Annotated in this window: 16 protein-coding genes and 1 other annotated feature; of the genes, 8 read left to right on the top strand and 8 right to left on the bottom strand. The window is 51.7% G+C overall.

The features are described 5' to 3' along the window. Positions 1 to 2: 2 nt before the first annotated feature. Together trpD and AB182_RS13165 are read right to left on the bottom strand one after the other, a co-directional pair. Positions 3 to 1,598: a bifunctional anthranilate synthase glutamate amidotransferase component TrpG/anthranilate phosphoribosyltransferase TrpD gene (gene trpD / locus AB182_RS13170; protein ID WP_047370498.1), complete on the bottom strand. Its 1,596-nt coding sequence runs from the start codon at positions 1,596 to 1,598 to the stop codon at positions 3 to 5. After that, entirely contained in the window at positions 1,598 to 3,160 is a 1,563-nt protein-coding gene (locus AB182_RS13165) for an anthranilate synthase component 1 (protein ID WP_047370497.1), read from the bottom strand. The genes trpD and AB182_RS13165 overlap by 1 nt, the downstream gene beginning before the upstream one ends. A 22-nt stretch (positions 3,161 to 3,182) precedes the next feature. Further along, positions 3,183 to 3,277 (bottom strand) — a sequence feature (Trp leader region). A gap of 158 nt (positions 3,278 to 3,435) precedes the next feature. On the opposite strand from AB182_RS13165, the gene rnm reads away from it, so the two are divergent. The 4 genes from rnm (at position 3,436) to AB182_RS13150 (ending at position 6,757) form a co-directional block, all read left to right on the top strand. Further along, positions 3,436 to 4,317 carry an RNase RNM gene (gene rnm, locus AB182_RS13160; protein WP_047370496.1) on the top strand — a complete coding sequence of 294 codons (882 nt, stop codon included), beginning with the start codon at positions 3,436 to 3,438 and terminating at the stop codon, positions 4,315 to 4,317. After that, positions 4,314 to 4,934, top strand: a complete 621-nt coding sequence (locus AB182_RS13155) for an L-threonylcarbamoyladenylate synthase (RefSeq protein ID WP_047370495.1) — start codon at positions 4,314 to 4,316, stop codon at positions 4,932 to 4,934. The genes rnm and AB182_RS13155 overlap by 4 nt, the downstream gene beginning before the upstream one ends. Before the next feature lie 160 nt (positions 4,935 to 5,094). After that, positions 5,095 to 5,511, top strand: coding sequence for a hypothetical protein (locus AB182_RS33030; RefSeq protein ID WP_223883598.1), 417 nt, complete (start codon positions 5,095 to 5,097; stop codon positions 5,509 to 5,511). Then, entirely contained in the window at positions 5,444 to 6,757 is a 1,314-nt protein-coding gene (locus AB182_RS13150) for a tyrosine-type recombinase/integrase (protein ID WP_223883597.1), read from the top strand. Before AB182_RS33030 ends, AB182_RS13150 begins: the two co-directional genes overlap by 68 nt. 133 nt (positions 6,758 to 6,890) lie before the next feature. Here the strand turns inward: AB182_RS13150 and AB182_RS33025 are convergent, their stop codons facing one another. Next, positions 6,891 to 7,100: a hypothetical protein gene (locus AB182_RS33025; protein WP_047370494.1), complete on the bottom strand. Its 210-nt coding sequence runs from the start codon at positions 7,098 to 7,100 to the stop codon at positions 6,891 to 6,893. Between the two features lie 167 nt (positions 7,101 to 7,267). Between AB182_RS33025 and AB182_RS32610 the strand changes: the two genes are divergently transcribed. From AB182_RS32610 to AB182_RS13130, 3 genes are all read left to right on the top strand, one after another. Next, the gene (locus AB182_RS32610; RefSeq protein ID WP_167337864.1) at positions 7,268 to 7,441 is read left to right on the top strand and encodes a hypothetical protein; all 174 of its coding nucleotides are present in this window, start codon (positions 7,268 to 7,270) and stop codon (positions 7,439 to 7,441) included. Positions 7,442 to 8,160: 719 nt separating this feature from the next. Continuing rightward, positions 8,161 to 8,739 carry a recombinase family protein gene (locus AB182_RS13135; RefSeq protein WP_047370493.1) on the top strand — a complete coding sequence of 193 codons (579 nt, stop codon included), beginning with the start codon at positions 8,161 to 8,163 and terminating at the stop codon, positions 8,737 to 8,739. A 185-nt stretch (positions 8,740 to 8,924) separates the two neighbouring features. After that, positions 8,925 to 9,920 carry a hypothetical protein gene (locus AB182_RS13130; protein WP_047370492.1) on the top strand — a complete coding sequence of 332 codons (996 nt, stop codon included), beginning with the start codon at positions 8,925 to 8,927 and terminating at the stop codon, positions 9,918 to 9,920. Between the two features lie 545 nt (positions 9,921 to 10,465). Here AB182_RS13130 and AB182_RS13125 read toward each other — a convergent pair. The 5 genes from AB182_RS13125 to AB182_RS32330 form a co-directional block, all read right to left on the bottom strand. Next, the gene (locus AB182_RS13125; RefSeq protein ID WP_052958828.1) at positions 10,466 to 11,761 is read right to left on the bottom strand and encodes a primase-helicase family protein; all 1,296 of its coding nucleotides are present in this window, start codon (positions 11,759 to 11,761) and stop codon (positions 10,466 to 10,468) included. After that, positions 11,734 to 11,931, bottom strand: coding sequence for a hypothetical protein (locus tag AB182_RS13120; RefSeq protein ID WP_047370491.1), 198 nt, complete (start codon positions 11,929 to 11,931; stop codon positions 11,734 to 11,736). The genes AB182_RS13125 and AB182_RS13120 overlap by 28 nt, the downstream gene beginning before the upstream one ends. Further along, positions 11,928 to 12,074, bottom strand: a complete 147-nt coding sequence (locus tag AB182_RS32605) for a hypothetical protein (protein ID WP_167337882.1) — start codon at positions 12,072 to 12,074, stop codon at positions 11,928 to 11,930. The genes AB182_RS13120 and AB182_RS32605 overlap by 4 nt, the downstream gene beginning before the upstream one ends. Beyond that, entirely contained in the window at positions 12,071 to 12,574 is a 504-nt protein-coding gene (locus AB182_RS13115) for a hypothetical protein (RefSeq protein ID WP_047370490.1), read from the bottom strand. The genes AB182_RS32605 and AB182_RS13115 overlap by 4 nt, the downstream gene beginning before the upstream one ends. Positions 12,575 to 12,693: 119 nt before the next feature. Continuing rightward, on the bottom strand, positions 12,694 to 13,041 hold the full coding sequence (locus AB182_RS32330) for a hypothetical protein (protein WP_139153701.1): 348 nt from the start codon (positions 13,039 to 13,041) through the stop codon (positions 12,694 to 12,696). A 252-nt stretch (positions 13,042 to 13,293) separates the two neighbouring features. On the opposite strand from AB182_RS32330, the gene rluB reads away from it, so the two are divergent. Then, positions 13,294 to 14,187 carry a 23S rRNA pseudouridine(2605) synthase RluB gene (gene rluB, locus AB182_RS13110; RefSeq protein ID WP_047370489.1) on the top strand — a complete coding sequence of 298 codons (894 nt, stop codon included), beginning with the start codon at positions 13,294 to 13,296 and terminating at the stop codon, positions 14,185 to 14,187. The last annotated feature ends 58 nt before the right edge of the window (positions 14,188 to 14,245 follow it).

Genomic DNA, 14,245 nt, shown 5'->3' with positions numbered 1-14,245 from the left:
CTTTACCCTCTTGCCGCAAGTGCGGTGACTTTGTCATAGGCGGCGCCGCTGTGCAGCACCTGCAGAACTTTCTGCGCGTTGGCTTGCAAATCTTCTTCTCCATGTAAACGCATCAACATGGCGACATTTGCAGCAACGGCGGCCTCATGGGCGGCTTCACCTTTACCTTGTAGTAAGCGTGTCAGAATGTCACGGTTTTCTTCCGGCGTACCGCCTGCCAGTTGCTCCTGATGATACGGCGTCAGGCCGAAATCGGCAGCGGTCAGCTGGTAGCTCTTGATCTCGCCATCGCGCAATTCGGCCACTACCGTCGGGGCATGGAGGGAAACTTCATCCATGCCACCGCTGTGCACAACGGCCGCACGCTGATAACCCAGTACGCGCAGAGTTTCGGCAATCGGCAGCACCAGCTCCGGGCTGTACACGCCAATCAACGCCAACGGTGGGTGCGCCGGGTTAATCAGGGGCCCCAGCACGTTAAACAGGGTGCGTGTTTTGAGCTGCTGGCGCACCGGCATCGCGTGGCGGAACCCGGTGTGGTACTTCGGCGCGAACAGGAAACACACGCCCAGCTCATCCAGCGCAGTGCGGGATTTGTCGGCGTTCATATCCAGGTTAATACCGAAAGCGGCCAGTAAATCGGAGGATCCGGAGCGGCTGGAAACGCTGCGGTTACCGTGTTTTGCGACTTTGAGACCGCAGGCTGCCGCCACAAACGCACTGGCTGTTGAGATATTGATACTGTTGCTGCCGTCGCCACCAGTGCCCACGATGTCGGCGAACGGATAATCCGGGCGCGGGAACGGAGCGGCATTTTCCAGTAACGCGGTGGCCGCACCGGCAATTTCATTCGGGTGCTCACCACGTACTTTCATACTCACCAGCGCCGCGGCCAGTTGCTCAGGTTTCAGTTCGCCGCGCACAACGGCAGAGAAGAGCTGGTGGCTTTCTTGCTGGCTCAGTGTTTGCGCCTGATACAGTTTCTCCAGTACCGGTTGAAGCGTATTGGTCTGCTCCAGTTTTTGCAGCGCCCATGCCAGAGTTTGTTCCAGCAAACGGGCTCCCTGTGAGGTTAGAATAGATTCCGGATGGAACTGGAAACCACAGACGCGATCCGCATCATGACGCACAGCCATGACCATGCCGTTAAAGTGCGCGTTGATAGTTAACCCTGCCGGAATGTTGCTGCCTACCAGTGAATGGTAGCGCGCCACCGGTAGCGGGTTCGCCAGGCCGGCAAACATTACCTGGCCGTCATGTTCAATGCTGGAGGCTTTGCCGTGCAGAATTTCGCCAGCCTGACCGACATAGCCGCCGTAGGCTTCCACAATCGCCTGGTGTCCCAGACAGATGCCGATTATCGGCAGTTTGCCGCGCATGCGGGTCAGCAACTCAGGCATGCAACCCGCTTCCGAGGGGGCCCCTGGTCCTGGCGAGAGCATTAGCACCGGGTTTTTCATGGTCGCCAGGCGGTCAATCAGGGTTTGTGCCGGGACATGGTTACGGTAAATCACCACGTTATGCCCGCTGGCGCGTAATTGATCGGCAAGGTTATAGGTAAATGAGTCGATATTATCGAGCAGCAGAATGTCAGCCATCAGAACGTCTCCTGAGCGTTATGCGCTTTAGCAATGGCGCGCAGAACCGCGCGGGCTTTATTACGTGTTTCATCGGCTTCTGATTGCGGTACCGAATCCAGTACCACGCCAGCGCCTGCCTGAACGGTGGCAACACCGTCTTCGACCCAGGCAGAACGAATCACAATGCAGGTGTCCAGGTCACCATGGGCGGTGAAATAGCCCACGGCACCGCCATAACTGCCGCGGCGGGAACCTTCCGCATCGGCAATCAATTGCATGGCGCGTACTTTCGGCGCGCCGCTGAGCGTGCCCATGTTCATACAGGCGCGATAGGCGTGCAGTACATCGAGATCCTGGCGCAATTCACCGACCACACGCGACACCAGGTGCATAACGAAGGAGTAGCGGTCGACTTTGGTCAGATCCGCGACATAACGGCTGCCCGGAGTACAAATTCGCGCCAGATCGTTACGTGCGAGATCAACCAGCATCAGGTGCTCGGATAACTCTTTATGGTCGGTACGCATTTCGAGTTCAATACGGCTGTCCAGATCCCGGTCCAGCGAACCGTCAGCGCGACGACCGCGTGGGCGTGTCCCGGCGATGGGGTAGATTTCAATCTGGCGTGAGGTGGCGTCATATTTGAGCGAGCTTTCCGGCGATGCGCCAAACAGAGCGAAATCGCTGTCCTGCATAAAGAACATGTACGGACTTGGGTTGCTCTTTTTCAGCACTTCATAGGCAGCCAGCGGTGACGGGCACGGCAGGGTGAAGCGGCGGGACGGAACAACCTGGAAAATCTCACCGGCGCGAATCGCTTTTTGCATCTGACGCACAACCGCGCCGTACTCTTCATCGCTCTGGTTGCAGTCGCAACGCATAGTGCTGACGGATTCAACCGGCAATGGCGCTGGCGGTACGTTTAGCTGTTCATGCAGTGTTTCAATGCGCTGCGTCAGACGCGCTTTTTCGTTGGCATCGGTGGAAAACAGACTCACCTGAATGCGGGTGTGACGCTTCTGATGGTCGATCACCAGTAAGGTTTCTGCCAGATAAAAGCAGTAGTCCGGACAGCGGCGGTCATGACTCAGTGCAGGTAAATCTTCAAACCCGGCCACCAGGTCGTAGGCAAACAGGCCGCCGAAGAACATGGCTTCACGCTCGTCAGTCGGGACATCAACCAGCCCCTGTAGCAGACGGAAGGCATCGAAAACTGAGAGTGAGCACAGACGTGCATCTTCATCGAGCAGGGTGCTGACCGGCGGAAAACGTAATACGCGAGAATCTTTCTGGATGGTGTTCTCAACCCCTGCCGGAAGTGCGGCATCCAGCAGCGGCAACAGTGAGGCACCATTTTGGGTTAAGGCCTGAATAGTGACAGTGTCACCCAAAGCGGTAATGCGCAGCGCGCTATCCACCAGCAGCAGGCTTTTTAAATCGTTTTTGCTGTCGATATCGGCGGATTCCAGCAACAACGTTGCCGGGCGTGCACCACACAGTTGATGGAATAACGCGGTCGGGTTCTCCCGGTACAGCGCGTTGCTGGTGAGCAATTCAAGTGTCGGTTTTTGCGTTTGCATAGTTGCTCTCATAAATATGTTCAAAAAAAAGCCCGCTCAGTTGGCGGGCCGGGTATCGGTGTGCTGAATACGCACGTGAAACACTGCCCAATGTCAGGGAGTGCGCCACCAGCGGTTAACGGAAAAATGCATATTCATCAGGGATACCTCGTGGAGTGAACTTGCGTACTAGTTAACTGGTTCGCGCAAGGAAAGTCAACCCTCGATTTCAGAAAATCGCCGCAGAACGTTATGATAGGGCACAGTTATTGTTTTATCGGCCATGGGAGCCGCTTTTGAGCGACACGAATTACGCAGTGATTTATGACCTGCACAGCCACACTATTGCCTCTGATGGCGTCCTGACCCCACAAGAACTGGTCCACCGTGCGGTTGCAATGCGTGTGGGAACCCTGGCGATTACCGATCACGATACGACAGCCGCTATTCCCGCTGCGCGTGAAGAAATTGAACGCACCGGGCTGGCACTGACATTGATAGCCGGTGTGGAGATTTCCACCGTCTGGGAAAATCACGAGATTCACATCGTGGGCCTGAATATCGATATTGAAAATCCAGCGTTATGTTCATTTTTACAGGAGCAGCATGAGCGGCGCCAGCAGCGCGGCAGGCTGATTGCTGAACGCCTGGAAAAGGCCCATATCCCGGGCGCCTGGGAAGGCGCGCAGCGACTGGCGCAGGGTGCTGCCGTCACGCGCGGACATTTTGCCCGTTTTCTGGTGGAGTGCGGTAAAGCCTCCAGTATGGCGGATGTATTCAAAAGGTATCTTGCGCGCGGGAAAACCGGATATGTTCCACCACAGTGGTGTACAATAGAACAAGCTATTGAAGTGATTCATCATTCTGGCGGAACGGCGGTGCTGGCCCATCCGGGCCGATACGATCTCTCCGCTAAATGGTTGAAAAGACTGCTGGCGCATTTTGCCCAGAGTGGCGGAGAGGCGATGGAAGTTGCCCAATGCCAGCAGGCTCCCAATGAGCGTAAACAGCTCGCCGAGTATGCCCGCCAGTTCGGTTTACTGGCCTCCCAGGGATCGGATTTCCATCAGCCATGCGCATGGATTGAGCTGGGGCGCAAGCTTTGGCTACCCGCTGATGTGGAGGGCGTCTGGCGCAAATGGGAGCAGCCGCGAAACAGTGAAGAGAGGGAAGTATGAGTCAGTTTTTTTATATTCATCCGGAAAATCCTCAACCGCGTCTGATTAATCAGGCTGTTGAGATTGTCCGTAAAGGCGGGGTGATTGTTTACCCTACCGATTCAGGGTATGCGTTAGGCTGTAAAATTGAAGACAAAGGGGCGATGGAGCGTATTTGCCGCATCCGTCAATTGCCTGATGGCCATAACTTTACCCTGATGTGCCGCGACTTGTCTGAGCTGTCGACCTATGCGTTCGTCGACAATGTGGCTTTTCGTCTGATTAAAAATAACACCCCAGGCAATTACACCTTTATCCTGAAAGGAACGAAAGAAGTGCCGCGTCGCCTGTTGCAGGAAAAACGTAAAACCATCGGCCTGCGTGTCCCGGCGAATCCGATTGCGCTGGCATTGCTCGATACCCTTGGCGAGCCGATGCTTTCTACCTCGCTAATGCTGCCCGGTAGCGAATTTACCGAGTCCGATCCTGATGAAATTAAAGATCGTCTGGAAAAGCTGGTGGATTTGATTATCCATGGCGGATATCTGGGACAGCAACCGACAACGGTTGTCGATCTTACGGATGATTCCCCGGTTGTTATTCGTGAAGGCGTCGGCGACGTTAAACCTTTCCTATAATGAAGCAAGCCGCTATACTACGCGGCCATTTCACAGGCGCCGCAGTGGCCTGATGACCCTATTCGACGCCTGTGAAGGCTGAGTGAACGACATTATTATCAATGGCTTATCTTGTGATTGTTATCTAACTTATTGATTTTACAACATTGGATGTCACAAGATGGCCAACAAGCGACTGTACAACAACCCGAAGTACACCACTAAGCGCGGTAATACTTTCTACATTAATTTCCGTCTTCCCTCTGGTGCATTCTTTCGTCAATCTCTTGGCACTGATTCCCTGAAAGTGGCAGAGGTGACAATGTCACGTTTAGTGCCTTTTATTCCACTCGTACAAAATGGAACGATGAGCGAGGAATCTTTCAAACGGGAGATCCGGGGTGTTCGTAAAGCCACGAAACAGGATGTTGACGCGTTGCAACTGCATTGGTTGAAGATCGGCGCGATTGAGGCAGAGACAATCCCTGAGGTGGGACAATTCCATCTGAAATTGACTGGCGGAGAGGAGATTGATCCTGAACGTTCAAAAACAGGTTGCTCGGCAATATGCTCAGGAAAATTTAAAACAACTCTATAATGGAAAAACCGAGTTCGCGGGATTACTAAAGTATGCACTCCTGACGCAGGATCTCGATGTTTCCGATATAGGCACGGAACTTGATAAGGCTGCGAGCGAGATCACGATGAGTCGTGCGCTCCTTTATCAGGCGTATGATGCCTTCTACAGTGGCGACCTGTTCAAATTTAAGCAGCTGACCTCGCAAATGGTGGAACAGGCGGAGGTGTATCAACGCAAGGTTGCTGCCACTTTACCGCAAGCAGAACCGCAATCAGCAGAACCAGAAAATGATGTCACCCCATCCACACCATTACTTTCTGATGCTTGGAAGATGTACACGACGGATAAGGGTAAAGGCTGGGCCGCGACCATTGCCAATGAGAACCAGCGCTACTTCGAGGTGTTGATGCATGTTGTTGGTGATCTTCCCGTTGGTGTAATCAGTAAGCAGGATATCCGCCAGACACTGGAAGTGGTTAAAAACCTCCCACGTCGAACTAAACTTCCTTACTCTCGCTTGAGTCTTGAGGAATGTATCGAGTTTGATGTCCCAGAAGATGATCTAATCAGTAGTGCCAACGTCAAAAAACACCTCAAGATTTACTCCTCCTTTTTCAAGGTGTTCCTCAAAGATGAAAAGGATGTGTTAGAAAAAGCGCCGACGGAAGGGATTAAGTATGAAGTACAGGAAAATAAAGGCGGTCATTACTCACGTCCAGAGATGCAGCGTTTAGTCAAACGGCTGAATACCTATACGGATTGGCGGCGTGACTACTTCTTGACTCTGATTTATACAGGTGCTCGCCGGGGGGAAATTGCAGCCATTTGCATGGAACATATCCGTAAGGATGATGAGACGGGACGCTACTACATATTTATTGCTGGTGGAAAAACTGAACACGCGCAGCGACAGATACCTGTAAGTAAGACCATCGAAAAACTTCTCCTGGACCGAATCCAGGGGATTAAACCGGGAGAGTTTGTGTTCGGTGATTTACCCGGCTACGAACTAATCGGCCTTGAATGGCATAGCCTTATGGAACAATGTAATGTTCCAAAATTTAACGACTTCGATCAAAGAAGAGTGATCCACGCCCTCCGCCATACCTTTATTTCAGAGGCCATTGCGAAGACCCAAAACGCTGCGCTGGTGCAGTTTGTTGTTGGTCATAGTCGAACTCAATCGTTAGGCATTACAGCGCGATATACGCACCGACCGCCTTTAAAAGATCTTCTCCAGATTGTTGACTGCATCAGATGGTAAAGACTTCTTCGGGAAACGGTAACTCCGCCCCCCGGCGCGTGATCGCTGATACCCCCATCATATGTAAACCGGCGGCTGTAAATCACCGGCAGGATATTGCTGGCTTCCTCCGCATCAACCAAACGCACCTGATTTACTCGGCGTCCTCAGTGTCGAACGTTTTGCTGTACGGACAATGCTTTGACTTCGTGACGTATGTAAACGTGTAAATCGAGTTGCTGTAGACACACAATGTTTGTCCGCTCTCCGTCGTTGACTGCTCTGGTGCACTCATGGTGATCCGTCCGGCTACGGCGCTGAATGACACCAACAAACCGCAAAAAATAAAAGAAAGCCCCTTCATTTCAATCCGCTCCTTTCGGGTAACTCTGCGTTGCTCACAATTCATACGTGGAGTCTATCACTTCAATCGATCTAAAATACTTATCTTTAAGATCGAATTAATTGATCAAAGTGGTTAAGATAAATCTTAGGTTTTTTATTGTTTAAATTTTGTTCAAGGAGATGACTTTGAAAAAAATACTTCTGGTTGTGCTGGGATTGTTAGCGGGGAATGTTTACGCGGATGATGATGGTTCGCCGGAAATGAAGGCAGAAGCGAAGGCCTTAATCCAGGCAGCAATCAACTATCCACGGAAAGCGCTTCGGCTGACGAAGTCAGGCTCAAAACCGCTGCTCCCGTAAATCTGTCTCCGGCGTCAACGACACCCTTTACGACGGTTCAGGTGTGCAAGGCTGCTATCAGCGGAATGTTCGGGCGTGATATGGATGCGCTCAAAGTTGCAAACACGAATACGGCTGGCGTATTTAAAATCTTTTATCGTCGCCCGCATGATGGTAGTCAGTACTCGTTCGACTGCAAACTATCCGGCAACAATGTGATATGGACTGAGTCGGGGCAGACTTCCAACCGTTGGAACGGCTCGGGGAGTGTCGAATTCAATGTCGAGTTTGCCATCAAGGATAACGTGTTGCTCATAACTGAGGCATACGGTAATTCTGATGACATTTCGTATAGATTCACGATGAATCAATTCCGCTAAAATCCCACTCGGGGTAGGAGCTACTTTCTACCCCAAACCTTCGCCCCCCCCCGGAAGCGATTCACCAATACCCCACCGCTATATAAATCGGCTCGTGGAAATATCCAGTCAGTGATTGCACCACTGCCGCATGGGCCGCGGTGCTTAGCGCTTTGCTGGCTGAGATTAGGGCTGCCCGGATCTTTCAGAAATATCGTTATCACGTTGCTGGCTTTGTCGTTCCTTGTGGTATCAACAATCGTTCGTTTTATGACACCAGCAAACACCCCGCAAAATAGGTATCAATAAAATAGGGTATTGACATAATGATACCACTCATGGATTATGATACCGTTTTTGACACCAGATAAGGGGAAAATTATGAGCCGCACCTTTGCATACTGCCGAGTTTCGACCAGTGAGCAGACGACAGAAAACCAGATTGTAGCGATCCGTCAGGCAGGCTATGACATCCTTGATAGTCGCGTGATATCGGAAACGGTATCCGGTGGCGTACAGGCAATGAAGCGTAAAGGCTTTGCCGATATGGTCACCCATAAACTGGAGAAAGGCGATCGGCTGGTGGTGTTGAAGCTGGACAGGTTGGGGCGTGACAACATCGATGTGCAGCAAACTATAGCGATGCTGGTAGACAAGGATATTGATGTAGTGTCGTTGGATCTGCCCGTGCGTAATCTTGCCAGTGCGGAAGGAAAGCTGATGCTGCAAATGTTTTCAGCTTTCGCGGAGTTCGAAAAGTCCCGCATCATTGAGCGTACCAAAGAGGGTCTTGCGCGAGCTAAGACTGAGGGTAAAAAGTTAGGCCGTCCGGCGGCAACGGATACCGTTAAGCGCGTGCAGGAAGCCAAATCAAAAGGACTGAGCCAGTCCAAAGCGGCGCTTGAATTGGGTTTGAGCCTGCCAACGATTAAGCGTAATTGGAACATGCAAGAAAAGTAGCCATAGCTTTAGTGGTTTTTATAATAATCAATATTAACAATCAGTTAATCCTGATAAGCCTTACCGACCATAGCTTACTTAAGTTTAAAGCTGAACATTAAAACACCATTGCCCTAAGGGTTATAGAGTTGTATATTTGTACAGGCTGGACACTAAAACAGGTTATGAATAACTAAGGCGGGTCAATGGCTGAAAAGTCTGAGTTTTTTTCCAGTTTCGTCGATATCGAAAAGCGTCCTCGCTTCTCTTCGGAATGTGAAATCAATCCTGAGAATTTTAAAGCCCTCGTTGGTGAATACCGGTTGGACGAGGATGTCATCTGTCAGGTCAAAGGTCACAAAGGGATTTGCCATCAAAAGCATAGAGCCGGCTGGCTGGGCGTGACCAATGATGGCTTCGAAGTGCTAATTGGTGGTCACTGCGCCCGAAACTACTTCAAAGCTGACAAATCATTTGCGCTCGAACGAAAGCGTGTCCGTAAAGAAATCGATAGAAAGATCGCCTTATATAAGCTGGAAGAGTATCGCAAAAATACACTGAGTATTAGTGATGAACTATCCGGTTTGCGGCAAGAAATTATTGATACACGGGTAAAGCTTGATCAAATTCATAAATTGTTCCCAAATGCAGTCCTTAGCTTTATTGAGAACGCTCAGAAAACCAAAAACTGGGAATTGAAAATCGATGTGCAGGAAGGATATAGCGATAATGGTGAAGCTAAATGGGTATCAGGTTCATTGGGCAAAAGGAAGACGCTGCCATATAGCTATGAAGTCTTTGGGCTGATGAACAATGTGAAAACCCTTTCCGAAACTTTTAACGAGGCATGTCAGGTCAACCCAGACGACATCAAAACACCAAAGTTGAAGAGAATAATCGAAATTCTTAATGAAAAAGAAGAGCTTAAGAAAACCAGCTCAGCTCTACACAGAGATGTTTTTGCCTTCGTTGATCCACGGAATCTGGAACCGTTAATCTACGCATGCGATGACTACGAAGAGGAGTTCCTCGCAGCGAAAGCAATCATGGCGATCACAGGTGCGAAAGTGTCGAGTGAAGGGCATATCAATCTTCGACTGAGGCGGATTAAGGAACGTATAGAGAAGCAATTTGACGGCAAATTTGTCAGAAAAAATCAGATTGCCGAAAGGTTCCAGCGTCGAAATGCTTTCATGGGTTAGACTCCCTTTTGCTAATTCTATAAGAGCCTCGCCGGTGTGCGGGGCTTTATTTTATTAAATTACATATTGTTCTTCATAATTTAATCTGAGAAAACACGGCGTCGTGTAGATCGCTGTGGGCGTTGCTGTGCCTGCTGGCGACAAATTTGTCATGGGAATATGCCTTGTAGAAATTTTTCGTGTGCGTAAGGCTGGCCCGGTGGAATCGAACCTTGTTAAGCGAGCTGGCGTTGCATATGCATTCTTCCACCAGCGCCGCCTCTGTCCCTTAGCCAGGAACAGTGCTGCCGCTTTAGGATTTGCACACGGCGCTACTCTTTGCCTACGGCTGCCCCTGTTGCTTACTTGCGTGCGCCAACAGAGTATATGCTATATAGCTAAAAAGAAATCGCTACAGGGTGGGGTGCTACGGGTGCAATGATATTTTTATTTTAATATCATATTCTTATGTTGTTCATCATGGTGGGGTATAGGATGGGGTACGCATGGGGTAAAGGGTGGGGTACAAATGCGGCAGCGAATGAAAGGAGGGGAATAAATTCCCCTCAGAATGTGAACTCCTCTGCGGTTGCGAGGTGCTCCCGTAAGCTGGCGGGTGTCCAGCCATCAGGTATCCACCACCATTGTTTTGACGTTTTGCCGGTCGGGTCTGGGTTTCTCTGGTACGGCTGGCACTTCCGGTACTTCATCGCCGTCAGGTAGCTGGAAGCTATCTGGCAGTTTCGGAGATCGGAGAACTGGGCCTGTAGCGTCTCCAGTCGGAATGCCGGGTTATCTGCCACCCATTCACGGACTTGCATTTCCAGGATTGAAACTGAATCCGATATCATCCGGCGCAGGCAATCGGACTGCGGGACATACTTATGGTTGAACTGGCTCAGGTCACGCGACATGAGCCACTCATAAATCACGTCCAGCCCACCGCTGGATACCCACGGCAATAGCCGGTTCTGGATGAATAATTGTGTCTCCTGCCGGTCAGCTTTGTGCGTCATAAACTCCGGGGCATACCAGCGGCGTTCGTTCTCATCCAGGCGCAGGGGCCGGGGCTGGTTGCTCGACAGTATGATCCTTGCGTAAACCCGTGCGCTACGCTCCGGCTCATAAAGCGGGCGTATCCGCTGCCATTCTTCGCTGAGGATGGACTTTAACCGGGTCATCTGGCTGTCACTGTTGGTTGAGACGTCATCCAGGTGGATCAGCATATTGGAAGCCAGCGTTGTGCTGTGTTTCTCCGTCAGTTTGGCGAATGAGTCCAGCGAGGCGGTTTGCCCGGAAAGCAGCGGGGTGAGGATATGCTCAAAGAGCACGCCTTTCCCGGTGCCAGTATCGCCGGTGAACAACAGGTGCCAGGATGGACGCTGATCGGGGCGCTGGAGCATATGTGCCATCCAGTCGCACACTATTTCCCGGTCAGTGTCTTGCGGAAACAGGCGCTCGATAAACTCAATCCACGGGGCCGGTTCAGGGTTAAAACCGTTGGCTGGTGCGTCCTTCTCGTATCTTTTGTACGTATTGACTGCAAGCACCCCGGAACCCAACGGCACAAATAATTCCGGGTCTACCGCTGGTCTGAATTCTTCGCTAACGACAAACGGTAACCGGCGGCGTATGGTGTTCCACCAGAGTTCGTCGTACTCAATCTCCGCATATGAGTTTCGGTTTGCCCACTGGTAAAACAGCCCGCTGATGCTGTCATCGTTGAGGGTGACACCATCATGGATGTTGAACAGAACTGAGAGATTATTTGTCGCCTTGAGCACCCATCCATGATTTTTCAGGTAGTCGATAAAGGCGCTGAGAATTTGTTTCTTTATTTTTTCGTTGTTCGGGTTTGGCATTTGCACTCCACGGAGTCGTTAAGGGTTTGGGTCAGGTCGTTATATTTTTCCGGGTTGCTGGCGATCTCCGTCAGCAGCCTGCGGACGAATACCGGCAGAGACATATTCCCGCGCGTGGCGGTCAGCCAGTCGGCGGTTGTTCCCGTCACGGTAATATCGTAAATTTTCATCGTTTTTCCTCCGGCTGGACGGGCAGCGAGTTGTAGCGATCCGGGTTGGCCTCTTTGATTTTGCGAGCGGCGGCAATAGCTCGCTCCAGTGCGTCAGGGGCGATGTAAGTGGGGCACGGCGGCCCCTTTTTGGTGACGGTCATACAGTCGCCCCGGTCAGAAGCATATCGCGGAGACGCTGACGCATAACCTCCCGTTCTGCTGCGGCAGCTTCCTCTGCACGGCGCTGTGCTTCGTTGGCGGCGTCTTGAACCAGTCTCTCTACCTCGCGTTCCAGCGCGGCGGCGAGTTCGTTGTGATAGTTTTCTTCAACCTGTCGTTTCAGGTCGGCTATTTCCTTTTCCACCAGCTCCGCCGGTTTGCGGAGCGTGATCGACATATTCCCCGTACCGGCGAGATAGACCGACTGCGGAATGCCGATGTCATATCTCCACCCACCCAGAATCTGCTCTTGTAGCTGTTGCATTGCCAGTGCTGCCGGGGCGTTGAAACGCTGTGTGGTGCTGGTGGCTCTGTACCGTTGAACGGCTGTGTCAGCCCGCGCGTCCAGCACTGCGGCATCCGGTTTGAAACGTTCTGCGGCCTCAGTCATAAACGCCTGTAAATCGCTGTCAGCGGTTTTCTGAGCGCTTTTCTTTGTCATGGTGTAATCCTCTGTAATCGTTGAATAAAGGCCGTAAAAGGCCTGCTGGCGTCTCTGGTGAGCGTCATTTGTGTGACCGTTAGGTGCGGTCATCTTTGTGGTGTTTGGGTATCAGGTTGTCAGGAATATTCGCTGTAAAAACTCTGCCCGCAAGCCGGGCAATGCTGGGGAGTATCCGGTGTAAATCTGAACCAGCGAGTCACGTCCCCGCGTCCGAAAGTCACGCCGACCAGGTGGTTAATCTCAAGCGCGGTGAGCGTTCTGTATGCCGTTGAGAGTGGCAAGTCCACGCAACGCGAAACCATCTCCGCAGTTACGGGTATGGAGAGGTTTGTATTCAGGTAGTGCAGGACGTTAATTCTTGGCGTGGTAGCACGGAGGCCGGTTTTATTCAGGATCGCGGAGAGGGTCGCGCGTTCCGTATCTGTTGGGGCTGCAAGCGTTGCCAGCGTGGGCGTAGATATCAATATTTCTCCTGTTCTTGTGTGGTTTATTCGTCAGCTTCTATTTTATCACAAAACCACGGCTTTGAGAATAGTTCTCGATTAGTTATCCGGTTTTTACGAGTGGAGATACCAGAAAGTGATGTACAACAAACAGGGTTACATAGTGGTGAAAAGGCTGTATAATAACAAGCAGTGAAACAAGTAAGTCATTGAAAATAAAAGATATTTTATTTTCCCAACGACGCCTGTGAAGGCGACACCCGAGGAAGCTCTATGAGCGAAAAATTACAGAAAGTGCTGGCGCGAGCTGGCCACGGTTCCCGCCGTGAAATAGAAACCATCATCGAAGCAGGCCGCGTGAGCGTAGACGGCAAGATTGCCACGCTGGGCGATCGTGTTGAAGTGACCCAGGCGCTGAAAATTCGTATCGACGGGCATCTTATTTCGGTAAAAGAGTCCGCTGAACAAATCTGCCGCGTGCTGGCGTATTACAAACCTGAAGGCGAGTTGTGCACGCGTAACGATCCGGAAGGCCGTCCGACCGTTTTTGACCGTCTGCCAAAACTGCGCGGCGCCCGTTGGATTGCGGTTGGCCGTCTTGACGTCAACACCTGTGGTCTGCTGCTGTTCACCACCGACGGTGAGCTGGCGAATCGCCTGATGCACCCCAGCCGTGAAGTGGAACGTGAATACGCGGTGCGTGTGTTCGGCCAGATTGAAGAGGCCAAAGTGCGAGAACTGTCGCGTGGCGTCCAACTGGAAGATGGCCCGGCAGCATTCAAAACCATTAAATTCAGCGGTGGTGAAGGGATTAACCAGTGGTATAACGTGACCCTGACCGAAGGACGTAACCGCGAAGTGCGTCGCCTGTGGGAAGCGGTTGGCGTGCAGGTTAGCCGCCTTATTCGCGTGCGCTACGGTGACATTCCGCTGCCGAAAGGGCTGCCGCGTGGTGGGTATACTGAGTTGGATCTGGCCCAGACCAACTACCTGCGCGAACTGGTAGGGCTGACGCCGGAAACCGCATCAAAAGTGGCGGTCGAAAAAGATCGTCGTCGTATGAAAGCCAATCAGATCCGTCGTGCAGTGAAGCGTCACAGCCAGGTATCAGGCAATCGTCAGACGTCCGGCAACCGTCGCTCCGGTGGGCGTAGCAACAACGGCTAATCCTCTGACGTTTCCGGTTAATTTGCCGGAAACGTCTTTTTTCTACGCATGTGATGAT

It is taken from the genome of Phytobacter ursingii, assembly GCF_001022135.1.
Taxonomy (GTDB): domain Bacteria; phylum Pseudomonadota; class Gammaproteobacteria; order Enterobacterales; family Enterobacteriaceae; genus Phytobacter; species Phytobacter ursingii.
This window is presented reverse-complemented; position numbering and strand designations above follow the sequence as displayed.

Excerpts from the sequence above, each read along its gene's own strand:
- AB182_RS13155 (WP_047370495.1), top strand. The coding sequence starts at position 4,314 with ATGAGTCAGTTTTTTTATATTCATCCGGAAAATCCTCAACCGCGTCTG.
- rluB (WP_047370489.1), top strand. The coding sequence starts at position 13,294 with ATGAGCGAAAAATTACAGAAAGTGCTGGCGCGAGCTGGCCACGGTTCC.
- AB182_RS13135 (WP_047370493.1), top strand. The coding sequence starts at position 8,161 with ATGAGCCGCACCTTTGCATACTGCCGAGTTTCGACCAGTGAGCAGACG.
- AB182_RS32605 (WP_167337882.1), bottom strand. The coding sequence starts at position 12,074 with ATGACCGTCACCAAAAAGGGGCCGCCGTGCCCCACTTACATCGCCCCT.
- AB182_RS13120 (WP_047370491.1), bottom strand. The coding sequence starts at position 11,931 with ATGAAAATTTACGATATTACCGTGACGGGAACAACCGCCGACTGGCTG.
- AB182_RS13130 (WP_047370492.1), top strand. The coding sequence starts at position 8,925 with ATGGCTGAAAAGTCTGAGTTTTTTTCCAGTTTCGTCGATATCGAAAAG.
- AB182_RS13165 (WP_047370497.1), bottom strand. The coding sequence starts at position 3,160 with ATGCAAACGCAAAAACCGACACTTGAATTGCTCACCAGCAACGCGCTG.
- AB182_RS33030 (WP_223883598.1), top strand. The coding sequence starts at position 5,095 with ATGGCCAACAAGCGACTGTACAACAACCCGAAGTACACCACTAAGCGC.
- AB182_RS13115 (WP_047370490.1), bottom strand. The coding sequence starts at position 12,574 with ATGACAAAGAAAAGCGCTCAGAAAACCGCTGACAGCGATTTACAGGCG.
- trpD (WP_047370498.1), bottom strand. The coding sequence starts at position 1,598 with ATGGCTGACATTCTGCTGCTCGATAATATCGACTCATTTACCTATAAC.
- AB182_RS33025 (WP_047370494.1), bottom strand. The coding sequence starts at position 7,100 with ATGAAGGGGCTTTCTTTTATTTTTTGCGGTTTGTTGGTGTCATTCAGC.
- AB182_RS13125 (WP_052958828.1), bottom strand. The coding sequence starts at position 11,761 with ATGCCAAACCCGAACAACGAAAAAATAAAGAAACAAATTCTCAGCGCC.